Annotated in this window: 13 protein-coding genes; 8 read left to right on the forward strand and 5 right to left on the reverse strand. The window is 45.1% G+C overall.

The annotated features are described in order from the left end of the window. Positions 1-204: 204 nt before the first annotated feature. Positions 205-1,716 carry a class I adenylate-forming enzyme family protein gene (locus tag P3L57_RS02400; protein WP_044161813.1) on the forward strand — a complete coding sequence of 504 codons (1,512 nt, stop codon included), beginning with the start codon at positions 205-207 and terminating at the stop codon, positions 1,714-1,716. Positions 1,717-1,733: 17 nt separating this feature from the next. Here P3L57_RS02400 and P3L57_RS02405 read toward each other — a convergent pair whose 3' ends face one another. Continuing rightward, positions 1,734-2,330: a class I SAM-dependent methyltransferase gene (locus tag P3L57_RS02405; RefSeq protein WP_059291937.1), complete on the reverse strand. Its 597-nt coding sequence runs from the start codon at positions 2,328-2,330 to the stop codon at positions 1,734-1,736. A gap of 152 nt (positions 2,331-2,482) precedes the next feature. On the opposite strand from P3L57_RS02405, the gene P3L57_RS02410 reads away from it, so the two are divergent. The 5 genes from P3L57_RS02410 to amj all read left to right on the forward strand — a co-directional run bounded on the left by P3L57_RS02410 (position 2,483) and on the right by amj (position 6,324). Then, positions 2,483-3,343, forward strand: coding sequence for an SDR family oxidoreductase (locus P3L57_RS02410; protein ID WP_044161809.1), 861 nt, complete (start codon positions 2,483-2,485; stop codon positions 3,341-3,343). Between the two features lie 14 nt (positions 3,344-3,357). Further along, positions 3,358-3,861: a D-lyxose ketol-isomerase gene (lyxE, locus tag P3L57_RS02415; protein ID WP_069487513.1), complete on the forward strand. Its 504-nt coding sequence runs from the start codon at positions 3,358-3,360 to the stop codon at positions 3,859-3,861. A gap of 90 nt (positions 3,862-3,951) precedes the next feature. Next, positions 3,952-4,503 (forward strand): GNAT family N-acetyltransferase, encoded by a 552-nt coding sequence (locus P3L57_RS02420; RefSeq protein ID WP_059334509.1) that lies wholly within the window; start codon positions 3,952-3,954, stop codon positions 4,501-4,503. A 77-nt stretch (positions 4,504-4,580) separates the two neighbouring features. Continuing rightward, entirely contained in the window at positions 4,581-5,003 is a 423-nt protein-coding gene (locus tag P3L57_RS02425; RefSeq protein ID WP_024120258.1) for a pyridoxamine 5'-phosphate oxidase family protein, read from the forward strand. Between the two features lie 511 nt (positions 5,004-5,514). After that, entirely contained in the window at positions 5,515-6,324 is an 810-nt protein-coding gene (amj, locus tag P3L57_RS02430) for a lipid II flippase Amj (protein WP_044161803.1), read from the forward strand. Between the two features lie 38 nt (positions 6,325-6,362). Here amj and P3L57_RS02435 read toward each other — a convergent pair whose 3' ends face one another. The 4 genes from P3L57_RS02435 to P3L57_RS02450 form a co-directional block, all read right to left on the reverse strand. Then, entirely contained in the window at positions 6,363-6,800 is a 438-nt protein-coding gene (locus tag P3L57_RS02435) for a carboxymuconolactone decarboxylase family protein (RefSeq protein ID WP_044162200.1), read from the reverse strand. A gap of 123 nt (positions 6,801-6,923) precedes the next feature. Beyond that, a complete protein-coding gene (locus P3L57_RS02440) occupies positions 6,924-7,214 on the reverse strand; it encodes a DUF3817 domain-containing protein (RefSeq protein WP_010333070.1) in 291 nt (96 codons plus the stop codon). Positions 7,215-7,316: 102 nt separating this feature from the next. Then, a complete protein-coding gene (locus P3L57_RS02445; protein WP_069487514.1) occupies positions 7,317-7,781 on the reverse strand; it encodes a DUF6773 family protein in 465 nt (154 codons plus the stop codon). Continuing rightward, on the reverse strand, positions 7,778-7,978 hold the full coding sequence (locus P3L57_RS02450) for a helix-turn-helix transcriptional regulator (protein WP_044161799.1): 201 nt from the start codon (positions 7,976-7,978) through the stop codon (positions 7,778-7,780). Before P3L57_RS02450 ends, P3L57_RS02445 begins: the two co-directional genes overlap by 4 nt. A 150-nt stretch (positions 7,979-8,128) precedes the next feature. Here P3L57_RS02450 and lrpC point away from each other — a divergent pair, with 150 nt between their 5' ends. Both lrpC and P3L57_RS02460 read left to right on the forward strand, forming a co-directional pair. Further along, the gene (lrpC, locus tag P3L57_RS02455; RefSeq protein ID WP_044161797.1) at positions 8,129-8,563 is read left to right on the forward strand and encodes a transcriptional regulator LrpC; all 435 of its coding nucleotides are present in this window, start codon (positions 8,129-8,131) and stop codon (positions 8,561-8,563) included. A 64-nt stretch (positions 8,564-8,627) separates the two neighbouring features. Then, positions 8,628-10,811: a DNA topoisomerase III gene (locus tag P3L57_RS02460; protein WP_069487515.1), complete on the forward strand. Its 2,184-nt coding sequence runs from the start codon at positions 8,628-8,630 to the stop codon at positions 10,809-10,811. Positions 10,812-10,847 lie beyond the last annotated feature (36 nt).

Consider the following 10,847-nt stretch of genomic DNA (forward strand, 5'->3'; position numbering starts at 1 on the left):
ATTTCACACGCCAAAAAAAGGCGTGTGTTTTTGTATGGATGCAGCACAAAATAAAAAAATGCGGGACTATTTTATCATTCTGTAATGGAATAATTCCAAAATGAAATAGTTTTACAAGTTATCTTTTTTGGGTTAAAATGGGTGAGGTAAGGAAGACAATCTAACAAATTATTGAAGATTCAAGAGAATATAGGAGATGACAATATGGAAACATTACAGCATCTGATTCTGCATGACATGCCGGATAGCGAAGATATAGAAGCTGTAAAAAGCGGAGCCCACACACTGACATATGCAGCATATCACAAACGGATCAATCAGCTGGCGAATGCTCTGCTTCAAAAAGGAATTCAAAAAGGCGACCGTGTGGCTTTGCTTTGCAAAAATGGCCACCCCGCATCAACCATTATGTTTGCCGCACTTGAAATCGGGGCCGTTGTAGTGCCCGTCAGCTGGCAGCTGAAACCATACGAGATGACAGGCATTTTAAAAGCAAGTGAACCGAAAGCATTGTTTTACGGAACGGAATTTAAAGAGATAATGGATGAAGTGCTGCCTGAGCTGTCTTCTGTGCGTTTGATCATGGAAACAGGAACAGCGTATGAGACGTCTCCAGTGTTTGAGGCGCTTTTTGCAGGCCCTGATCATTTGCCGGAAGCAGAAACGGTTTCTCCGGATGATACAGCGCTTCTGATGTTTACGTCAGGGACAACAGGAAATCCGAAAAGATGCATGATCACCCATGGCGGTATATACAATTACGTATCAAAGTCAAATAGCTCAAGCGCACGAATGAAAAATCTGCGTTTTCTTGCGTGCCACCCGATTTATCATACGAGTGCGCTTATTTGTATCATGCTAGGAACGTTTGCGGGAACCACGTTTATTTTTACAAAGGATCAAGATCCCGTTCGTATGCTGAAGGTTATTGAAGAAGAAAAAATTCAAACGATTATGGCCCTTCCTGTGTTTTACACTTATTTGCTTGAGGCGTGGGAAGAACATCAAACCGATCTGTCCTCGCTCATCATTTTAATGACAGGCGGAACAAAAGTGCCTAGCAGCCTGATTCAGCGGTATCTAGATATCGGAATCCAGCTCGCTCACGGTTACGGAAGCACAGAAGCTTGGGGGATCAGCACATGGGTTCCTGAAATGGGAATGGATAAAGCGGCCTCTGCCGGTAAACCTGTTGCTGATGTTCAAGTCAAGGTAGAAAATCCTGAGACGAGAGAAGAGCTGCCGCAAGGTGAAATCGGAGAAATTGTTGTCCACAGCCCATTCTTATTTAAAGGCTATGAGGAAAACCCTGAAGCGACAGCAAAAGTGCTGCAAAACGGCTGGTTCAGAACCGGAGATTCCGGCTACTTGGATGAGGACGGCTTTATCTTCATCACCGGACGCTACAAGGATGTCATTATTTACGGAGGCGACAATGTCTATCCTGATCAGGTGGAAGAAGTCATCCAGCAGATCCCGGGCATCCTTGAAACAGCAGTGGTCGGGATACCGGATCAGCTGTACGGAGAAAAACCAAAAGCCTTTATCGTCACTAACGGCACTCAGGAAATAACTGAAGCGGATGTCATTGCATTTTGTAAAGAACGCTTGTCCGCTTACAAAATTCCTGAAATCGAATTCGTAAAGGAACTTCCGAAAAATAATCTCGGCAAAGTGAAAAAAGACGTCTTGCGCAAGCAAGCCGTACATTCATAACAGAAAAAGCCCGTCATTTATGTGACGGGCTTTTTTGCGGTTGCACAGACTGAAAGCTCAGGTTTAATGTCTTTATATTGGATATCAATGTCTTTGAAGCCTGCCGCTTTCAGGTCAGCAAGCATCTGTTTACCGAACGATTCAGTTTTCTCGGGACCGGCATCTGCTTCCCGGGGCTGCATCGTAATAGCTGCTTTGCCGCCGGATTTTAATGCTTGAAAAATCTGTTTGATGCCTTCTTGCTGGTCTTTCCAAATCGTGTAGTTGTTAACGGAAATGACTTTATCGTAATACGCGGCGGGGAGGGGGAACGTTTCAATGCTGCCCTGTATCAGGCGAACACGGTCTGTTTTTAATCTGTGTGCAGCTAGCTTCAGCATAGCCTCTGATACATCAATCCCATGAATATGAACGCTCTTTTCGCGTTTCAGCATCTGCTTTATGCAGTATCCCGGTCCAAAACCGACTTCTAGAATGCGGTCTCCGCGTGTTAAGCCAAGCTGATCTATTGTCCACTGATTCAGTGTTTTATTTTCAGCAGCCATGATGTATCCGGCAAGTATGCCGAACATCCCCTTCGGTCTGCTGAATTTTTTAGAAAGCATGTTAATCATTCAGCAACCTCCTTTTCACATCATTTTCCTCCTTGCGTTTCATGTGAAACATTTTTCTGATAAAGCATTCCGAAGGTGCTCATCCATGTTTACCCAGAGTATGCACGAGGTACAAAACAAATAGACATGAAAAACAAAGGAGGAGAATCATCATGGCAAACTATCCGAAAGAACTGCCGGCACAAACCCAAAATCGCCAGCCGGGAATCGAAAGCGAAATGAATCCAAGTCCGGTATATGAGTACGAACATTATAAAGGTGCGGATAAATTAAAAGGAAAAGTCGCACTCATTACAGGCGGTGACAGCGGAATCGGACGTGCGGTATCTGTCGCTTACGCAAAGGAAGGCGCTGACATCGCCATTGTATACAAGGATGAGCAGGGAGATGCTGAAGATACAAAAAAACGTGTGGAACAAGAAGGCGTGAAATGTCTCTTAATCTCCGGAGATGTAGGCGAAGAGGAGTTCTGTAATGAAGCGGTTGAAAAAACAGTCAATGAACTCGGCCGTCTGGATATCCTTGTGAACAATGCCGGTGAGCAGCATCCGAAGGAAAGCATCAAAGATATTTCAAGCGAACAGCTTCATCGCACATTCAAAACAAACTTTTATTCACAATTTTATTTGACTAAAAAAGCAATTGATTATATGAAACCAGGCAGCGCGATCATCAATACGACATCCATCAACCCGTACGTAGGGAACCCGACACTGATTGATTATACAGCGACAAAAGGGGCGATCAACGCCTTTACAAGAACAATGGCGCAGGCGCTTGTCAAAGACGGCATCCGTGTAAATGCGGTAGCGCCGGGACCAATCTGGACGCCGTTAATTCCGTCTACATTCTCAGAAGATACAGTCGCTCAATTTGGGCAAAATACGCCGATGGGCCGTCCGGGTCAGCCTGTTGAGCATGTCGGCTGCTATGTGCTGCTGGCATCAGATGAATCATCCTATATGACAGGACAAACGCTGCATGTAAACGGCGGAGGCTTTGTGACGACGTAAAAGGGAGTGAGGAAATGAGCATCACGAAAGAAGAAGTAAACAGCTACTATCAAAAAGCCGGTATTGTCTTAACGGATGATGAAGTAGAACAAATTCAGCTCATGGACTACGGCTTGGGAAAAGAACGAAAAGCCGGGCTCCAGCTCTTTGTCTATGTGAATACAGACCGTTATTGTTCAAAGGAACTGGTGCTGTTTCCGGGGCAGACTTGCCCGGAGCATCGCCATCCGCCGGTTGACGGGCAGGAAGGCAAGCAGGAGACCTTCCGCTGCCGCTACGGAAAAGTGTATCTATATGTTGAAGGAGAAAACACGCAGCTTCCAAAGGTTCTTCCTCCTCAAGAGGATAAAGAATACTATACAGTCTGGCATGAGATCGAGCTTGAATCCGGCGGGCAATATACAATTCCGCCGAACACGAAGCATTGGTTCCAGGCCGGGGAGGAAGGCGCTGTCGTAACGGAAATGTCTTCGACTAGCACAGACAAACATGACATCTTTACCGACCCTAGAATTTAAGGATGAGGCTTAAAAAGCCCATCCTTTTTTTTATATTGAAAAAAACGGAAACACCGTTATAATGGGTAAAAAAGGAAAGAGGCGAGGGAGATGTTCACCTGCAGTGTAAACGAGCACATTACCATCCGGTTATTGGAGCCAAAGGATGCGGATCGGCTGGCAGCGATCATTCATGAGAATCAACAGAGAATCAGCCAATGGCTATTCTGGGCTGAAAATCCAAGTGATGCCGAAACGTACAGGGAAACCCTCATTCCCGATTGGCGGCGTCAGTATGCTGACCTGAACGGAATCGAAGCGGGGATTCTGTATGACGGCAGCTTGTGCGGCATGATTGGCCTGCATAACCTTGACCAAGTGAATAAAAAAGCGGAAATTGGCTATTGGATTGACGGGGAATACGAAGGAAAAGGCATTATCACTGCCGCCTGCCGGGCACTCATCACATATGCTTTTCAGGACCTGGAATTGAATCGGGTTGCCATCTGCGCGGCTGCAGGAAATCACAAAAGCAGAGCGATCCCGGAGCGCCTCGGCTTTCAAGAGGAAAGAACAGCAAGGGAAGGCATATTCATTAAAGGCAAGTTCCACGATCTCGTCTATTACAGCCTGTTAAAGCGTGAATGGGAAGCAGAAAAATAAAGAGCGCATTTTCTTGTTTAAATCGTTCCCGGATGTGGAAAAGTAACAGCGGAGACGTTAAAAAGGAGTGATTCAAGATGAATCAGCAAGATATTAAACAAAAAGTGCTTGATGTTCTAGATCACCATAAAGTAGGTTCGCTCGCAACGGTTCAAAAGGGCAAACCGCATTCCCGCTACATGACTTTCTTCCATGACGGGCTGACGATTTATACACCGACAAGCAAAGAAACTCATAAAGCTGAAGAAATTGAGAATAACCCTAATGTGCACATTTTATTAGGTTATGATTGTGAAGGCTTTGGCGATGCGTATGTCGAAGTCACAGGAAAAGCAAAAATAAACAATTCATCAGAATTGAAAGACAAAATCTGGAGTTCTAAATTGGAGCGCTGGTTCGACGGCAAGGATGACCCGAACCTGGTGATTCTTGAAATCGAACCGGAAGATATCAGACTAATGAATGCGGGAGAGAAAACACCAGTCTCACTCGAATTATAATAAAAGTTTGTATTTGCAGGGGCGATATGTTATCATGAATAGCTAAGCAAGAAAAATAAGCAAATAAAAAAGAAAGTAAACTTCTTTTTTCTGTTTTGAGAGAGAAGCTTTTACCGCTTCACAAGCAGCAAACCAGCTGCCCTTATTCTTTTCCTTCATAACAAATCGCCCCTAACGATGAGATGGAAAAAAGACTTTTTTGTTTTACAATTCACACCGGCGCGGCTTCGGAGCCGCAGTGACGATTGAGAGGTAGGGCTTTCGTTGTCTTGTGTTCAAGAAATTTCCATGGTGTTTACTTTCCAGAATGATTCTTCGGAACAATGCTACATGAATCGAACCCGCCCGAATCGGCGGATCATATAATCTTTATTTGCGTATAGAAAAGAATAAGACAAACCGCTCGGCGTAAGCCGGCGGTTTTTTATTGTGAAAAAAACAAATCACACATGAAACTTCTGGTTGTTTCCTTTAGTCTTATCACTAGGATGAAACTGGAGGAAAGAATACCGTGCATGTCATTACAACACAAGTCGTTTTTATTTTCTGTTTTTTGTTATTGATTCACTCAATAGAGACCCTTGCCTATGCCACAAGGCTTTCAGGGGCCCGGGTAGGGTTTATCGCGTCCGCGCTTTCCTTGTTTAATGTCATGGTAATCGTGTCAAGAATGTCAAACATGGTGCAGCAGCCCTTCACGGGGCGCTTAATTGACGATGCCGGAAAAAACGCGCTGGCGCTCGTGGGCGAGCAGTTCCGGTTCTTGATCTTTGGCTCGACGGTTGGGACTATTGTGGGCATTATCCTGCTCCCGTCGTTTGTCGCCCTGTTTTCACGTGCGATCATCCACTTGGCGGGCGGGGGCGGCTCCGTTTTACAAGTCTTTCGTAAAGGATTTTCTAAGAATGGATTTAAAAATGCCTGCTCCTATTTGCGTCTGCCGTCTGCTTCGTATTTGAAGGGATTTCACATGCGCTTGATTCCAAAACGGCTGTTTGTCATCAACATGCTGATCACGTCCATTTATACAATTGGCGTGCTCTCCGCATTGTACGCAGGGCTGCTAGCACCCGAGCGAAGCACGACGGCGGTTATGGCCTCAGGCTTAATCAACGGGATTGCGACGATGCTGCTGGCCATTTTTGTTGACCCGAAAGTGTCTGTTCTTGCCGATGATGTGGCAAAAGGAAAACGAAGCTATATTTATTTGAAATGGACCTCTGTGACAATGGTGACGTCAAGGGTGGCGGGCACACTTCTTGCCCAGCTTATGTTTATCCCTGGTGCATATTATATCGCGTGGCTGACAAAATGGTTTTAATAGCGAAAAGCTGACCCTGTAAAAGGTCAGCTTTTTATTTATTCGGCGATGTTGCCCATAGAGATGGCAATTCGGTTCCAGCTGTTAATCTGATTAATGATGAGGATTAAATCAACATATTCTTTTTCATTATAAAATTCACGCACCTCTTGATAAACATCATCAGGCACACGCTTGTTAGAAATAAAAGTGACATGCTCCGTCAGCAATAATGCTGCTTTTTCTTCAGGTGTATAAAAACTGCACTCTTCCCAAGCGTTTAATCCGTAAATGCGCTGTTCGGTTTCTCCCATTTTTCGGGCATCCTTCGTATGAATGTTAATGCAGTAGGCGCAGCCGTTTAATTGTGATGCTCTTATTTTCATTAGCTCTCTTGTTGTCCGGTTAATACCGGATGTTTTCGTGTATGCCTCCATATTCATCATGATATGTAACCCATCAGGTGCTATTTGGTCGTAGGGAATCCTCTTCGTCATCATTCCATCTCCCTTCACTACTGTATATTTTTTCATGATGATTGGGTTAAAAAAGAAAACAGCCTGAAGCAGATCCAAGCTGTTCTTCTTAACAGTGCGGCGCACAACATGCCGCTTTATCGTTTATTTAAAGTTTCTTAATCCGCGGTCGTACAAAAAGTTTCCGAATGGGACGAATGCGGCGACGAAACCGGCGGCTGACCATTTCAGCGACCATTTCACAGAGAATGTCACATAGGCCAACACAAGCAAATACAAAATAAACAATCCGCCGTGAACAGAACCGACAATTGTTACCGCAAGCGAAAGGCCTGCCCAATATTTGAGCGGCATGGCGACGAAAAGCAGGATTAAGAGTGACATTCCTTCAATAAAACCCATCGTGCGAAGTCTTCCGATCGGCGTTTGCAGCATAAATCGCCCTCCTTGTGGACACGTTTTCATCTATACTATAAACAATCCGGCGGGCATATATGACAAGATTCAGAAAATGTTCGGAAAACATTCATATTTGGCTTACTCATCATCCAGCTCTTTGTTTTTTAGAAAAGATCTTCGGAGACTTAAAAAGTTGATGATAAAATAAAAGAAGAAAAACAGAATTGCGAACGTCAATGCGTCCAGCCACTCATGAAGAGTATGTGGACAGCCTGTAAACAGTATACTAATAATAAAAAACATTACACCTGTTGTAAGGCTCGCTGCCAATATTTCTTTTCTTTTTTTTCGGTAGGTCACTTCAGTCGCAATCTCAGGGTGCTCAAGACCTGATAGTAAATAGCGAATGAGGATATATCCTGCGAAAACAGCAAATCCCACACCGCTTACCATGTACTCCATAGGATCTCGTTGAAGAACAAAACCTCTAATAATGAGATCTATCAGCATTAAGGCAGCAAGCATAAATCCTGCTTCCCCATAAAACTGTTTCATTTTCTTTTCGACATATTCATCTTTAAAAACAAAAAATAAATGCTTCATTGGCAGTCCCCTTCCCAAAATAATTCATCCAGTGTCTTATCCAGCGCCTTCGCAATCGCGATGCATAGCTGCAGCGTTGGATTATACCTGCCTTTTTCAATCAATCCGATAGTTTGCCTGGTCACTTGAACATATTGTGCCAATTGAGATTGGGTCCACCCCTTTTCCACCCGTGCGAGTTTAACGCGATTCGTCATGTTTGCACCTCTATGTAATTTATATATTGCATAATGTTAAATATATATTACTTTTCATCTGTTCGAAAGTCAATGAAATCTAAATCTTTACCTTGTCATTTACACAAATTCCCGAGATAATGTGAACAAAAATAAAAGAAGGATTTTGATATGAAACTTGACCAAATTGATTTGAATATCATTGCGGAATTGAAAAAAGACAGCCGTTTGTCCATGAGAGAGTTAGGAAGGAAAATTAAGCTGTCCCCGCCATCGGTCACCGAACGGGTGAGACAGCTGGAATCGTTTGGCATCATTAAGCAATATACGCTGGAGGTTGATCAGAAAAAAATTGGCCTTCCAGTTTCCTGTATTGTCGAAGCAACCGTCAAAAACGGGGATTACGATCGATTCAAAAGCTACATTCAAACGCTGCCGAATATTGAATTTTGCTATCGGATTGCAGGAGCGGCCTGCTATATACTGAAAATCAACGCGGAGAGCCTTGAAGCAGTAGAAGCTTTCATCAACAAAACAACGCCTTACGCCCAAACCGTCACTCACGTCATTTTCTCAGAAATTGACACGAAAAACGGGCGCGGTTAGAGAGTGCTTGTTCAAGTCTGTTATAATAAAAGGATGAGCGTGAAAGAAAGAGAAGTGATCAAGCATGTCAAAAACAGTTGTATTAGCTGAAAAACCTTCAGTCGGCCGCGATTTGGCCCGGGTGCTGAAGTGCCATAAAAAAGGGAACGGTTATCTCGAAGGAGATCAATATATTGTCACATGGGCTTTAGGCCATTTGGTGACACTTGCTGATCCGGAAGGCTACGGAAAAGAATTTCAATCATGGCGGCTTGAGGATCTGCCGATTATCCCCGAACCGCTAAAGCTTGTTGTTATCAAAAAAACCGGAAAGCAGTTCAATGCAGTGAAAGCGCAGCTTACCCGCAAAGATGTCAATCAGATCGTCATCGCCACTGATGCCGGCCGGGAAGGTGAGCTCGTCGCACGCTGGATCATTGAAAAAGCGAACGTCCGCAAACCGATCAAGCGGCTGTGGATTTCATCTGTGACGGATAAAGCGATCAAGGAAGGTTTTCAAAAGCTGCGCAGCGGCAAAGAGTATGAAAATCTGTACCACTCAGCCGTTGCCAGAGCAGAAGCGGATTGGATTGTCGGCATTAACGCGACCCGTGCGCTCACCACAAAATTCAATGCCCAGCTTTCATGCGGACGTGTGCAGACGCCGACGCTAGCCATGATTGCCAAGCGCGAGGCGGACATCCAAGCCTTTAAGCCTGTTCCGTATTACGGCATTCGCGCAGCAGTCGATGGAATGACGCTGACGTGGCAGGACAAAAAATCGAAGCAGACGAGAACATTCGATCAAGGCGTGACAAGCCGTTTGCTAAAAGAACTTGATGGAAAACAGGCGGTGATCGCTGAACTGAAAAAAACAGCGAAAAAAAGCTTTGCTCCTGCGCTTTACGACTTGACGGAACTCCAGCGGGACGCCCACAAACGCTTCGGGTTTTCCGCAAAAGAAACGCTCTCAGTTCTGCAGAAGCTGTATGAGCAGCACAAGCTTGTCACATATCCGCGGACAGACTCACGGTTTTTATCCAGTGACATTGTCCCAACCTTAAAAGACCGGCTGGAGGGCATGGAAGTGAAACCGTATGCCCAATATGTCACTCAAATTAAAAAGCGCGGCATCAAATCGCACAAAGGCTACGTCAATGATGCTAAGGTGTCAGACCACCATGCGATTATCCCGACTGAAGAGCCGCTCGTTCTCAGCAGTCTCAGCGATAAAGAACGCAAGCTGTATGACCTGATTGCCAAACGTTTCTTAGCTGTGCTGATGCCGGCTTTCGAATATGAAGAAACAAAGGTCATGGCAGAAATCGGCGGAGAAACCTTTACGGCGAAGGGAAAAACCGTACAGTCACAAGGCTGGAAAGCTGTTTATGATATGGCTGACGAGGATGACGAGCAGGAGGACGACAGAGATCAGACGCTGCCGGCTCTGCAAAAAGGCGTCTCGCTCACTGTCCGCACATTAACTGAAACAAGCGGCCAAACCAAACCGCCGGCCCGTTTTAATGAAGGGACGCTGCTGTCAGCGATGGAGAACCCAAGCGCCTTTATGCAGGGAGAAGAAAAAGACCTTGTCAAAACGCTCGGCGAAACAGGCGGTCTCGGCACGGTTGCAACGCGTGCCGATATTATCGAAAAACTGTTTAACAGCTTTTTAATTGAGAAAAAAGACAAAGACATTTTTATCACCTCAAAAGGAAAACAGCTCCTGCAGCTCGTTCCAGAGGATTTGAAATCACCTGCCTTAACGGCAGAGTGGGAACAAAAGCTGTCCGCCATTGCGGCCGGAAAATTAAAATCCGCTGTCTTTATTAAAGACATGAAGGCTTATGCTAAGCAAACAGTAACAGAAATCAAAAACAGCAGCCAAACCTTCAGACATGATAACATCACGGGAACGGCATGTCCGGAGTGCGGCAAAATGATGCTGAAGGTAAACGGCAAGCGCGGCACCATGCTCGTGTGCCAGGACCGGGAATGCGGAAGCAGAAAAACGATCGCCAGAAAAACAAACGCGCGCTGCCCGAACTGCCATAAAAGAATGGAGCTTCGCGGCCAAGGAGAAGGCCAGACCTTCGCGTGCGTTTGCGGGCACCGTGAGAAGCTTTCTGTATTTGAAAAACGGAAAAACAAAGACAAAGGGCGCGCTACAAAGCGGGACGTCTCTTCTTATATGAAAAAACAAAATAAGGACGAACCGATTAACAATGCGCTGGCGGAACAGCTGAAGAAACTCGGTTTGGATCAATAAAAAGAAACCTGTGCGATTCGCACAGGTTTTTTATTG

It is taken from the genome of Bacillus sp. B28 (assembly GCF_029536185.1).
Taxonomy (GTDB): Bacteria; Bacillota; Bacilli; order Bacillales; family Bacillaceae; genus Bacillus; species Bacillus halotolerans.

Bases quoted from the DNA above. Each gene is read 5' to 3' on its own strand.
- P3L57_RS02420 (WP_059334509.1), top strand. From the start codon at position 3,952: ATGTTCACCTGCAGTGTAAACGAGCACATTACCATCCGGTTATTGGAG.
- P3L57_RS02440 (WP_010333070.1), bottom strand. From the start codon at position 7,214: ATGCTGCAAACGCCGATCGGAAGACTTCGCACGATGGGTTTTATTGAA.
- P3L57_RS02400 (WP_044161813.1), top strand. From the start codon at position 205: ATGGAAACATTACAGCATCTGATTCTGCATGACATGCCGGATAGCGAA.
- P3L57_RS02450 (WP_044161799.1), bottom strand. From the start codon at position 7,978: ATGACGAATCGCGTTAAACTCGCACGGGTGGAAAAGGGGTGGACCCAA.
- P3L57_RS02460 (WP_069487515.1), top strand. From the start codon at position 8,628: ATGTCAAAAACAGTTGTATTAGCTGAAAAACCTTCAGTCGGCCGCGAT.
- P3L57_RS02410 (WP_044161809.1), top strand. From the start codon at position 2,483: ATGGCAAACTATCCGAAAGAACTGCCGGCACAAACCCAAAATCGCCAG.
- P3L57_RS02445 (WP_069487514.1), bottom strand. From the start codon at position 7,781: ATGAAGCATTTATTTTTTGTTTTTAAAGATGAATATGTCGAAAAGAAA.
- P3L57_RS02435 (WP_044162200.1), bottom strand. From the start codon at position 6,800: ATGACGAAGAGGATTCCCTACGACCAAATAGCACCTGATGGGTTACAT.
- lrpC (WP_044161797.1), top strand. From the start codon at position 8,129: ATGAAACTTGACCAAATTGATTTGAATATCATTGCGGAATTGAAAAAA.
- lyxE (WP_069487513.1), top strand. From the start codon at position 3,358: ATGAGCATCACGAAAGAAGAAGTAAACAGCTACTATCAAAAAGCCGGT.
- P3L57_RS02425 (WP_024120258.1), top strand. From the start codon at position 4,581: ATGAATCAGCAAGATATTAAACAAAAAGTGCTTGATGTTCTAGATCAC.
- P3L57_RS02405 (WP_059291937.1), bottom strand. From the start codon at position 2,330: ATGATTAACATGCTTTCTAAAAAATTCAGCAGACCGAAGGGGATGTTC.